The organism is Bradyrhizobium sp. 23 (assembly GCF_023073295.1).
Lineage (GTDB): Bacteria > Pseudomonadota > Alphaproteobacteria > Rhizobiales > Xanthobacteraceae > Bradyrhizobium > Bradyrhizobium canariense_D.
The window spans coordinates 63,122-64,031 of sequence record NZ_JADPJF010000037.1 but is presented as its reverse complement, the minus strand read 5'-3'; the positions used below and the strand labels follow the sequence as shown (position 1 = coordinate 64,031).

Sequence of the window (910 nt, the reverse complement as noted above, 5' to 3'; positions counted from 1 at the left end):
GCCAGCCATTCCGGCCAGCTCCGCTTCGTGGTGGAAGGCGCGCTCGACGGCGGCCCGCTGTTTCGCAACCAGCCGGCGCGCGAGCGCGCGCTTGACGTGTTCTCGCAACTGCGCATCTGGGACACCGCGCACAACAATGGTGTCCTGATCTATCTCCTGCTCGCCGACCGCGATGTCGAGATCATCGCCGACCGCGGTATCGATGCGAAGGTTGGTGGCGAGCGTTGGGAGAGCATCTGCCGCGCCATGGAAGTCGAGTTCAGGTCGGGGCAGTTCGAGCGCGGCGTGATCGGCGGCATCGAGGCGGTGTCCCGGGAGCTGACAAAGCACTTTCCGTCAAGCGGCCCGCACCCCAACGAGCTGCCGGATGCACCGGTGCTGATGTGACGGACAGTGATGTGGACAGAGCGGGCGTCATCCACTCCCGTCGTTGACCACGTGGGGGCGGCAGACCCTGTCCGTTGCGCGGCCGTTCATCTTCGCCCGGTTACAAATTGCTTCATACCCGCCACACCGGTTCCACGTTCCCGGCCCAATTCGGCCCCGGATGACTCCCTAAAATTTCGGTAAGCGGGTCCCGAAGTAAGGATTTCGCAAGCAATGAAAGTTACCAAAAGGTCAATCCAGAGTGGAGTATTTGAGCTGTGAGCGAACCAATGGCTGAGCAGGCTGCCCAAACGACCGGTGAGCAGACGAGCGTCGTCGAAGCCGCCGCGACCGCGCCGCAGGCCGTCGAGTCTGCGGGAATCGAGGCCCCTTCGATTGCCCCTGACCACGAGGCGCCGCCCAAGCCTGATCCGATCGAGATTGAGCCGCCGCGGATCGAGGTGCCGAAGTTCGAGGCCCAGGTTGAGCCCAAAGCCGAGACCAAGTCCGAGCCAAAGCCCGGCAAGCTCATCGTCATGGCACC

Annotated in this window: 1 protein-coding gene and 1 pseudogene; both read left to right on the top strand. The window is 63.6% G+C overall.

Annotation, left to right across the window (positions count from 1 at the left end):
* The coding region (locus IVB32_RS06245; protein ID WP_247410002.1) for a TPM domain-containing protein at positions 1 to 387 on the top strand (387 nt) is incomplete at its 5' end.
* A 269-nt stretch (positions 388 to 656) separates the two neighbouring features.
* Positions 657 to 910 (top strand): annotated as a pseudogene (locus IVB32_RS06240) (hypothetical protein); the annotation flags it as partial.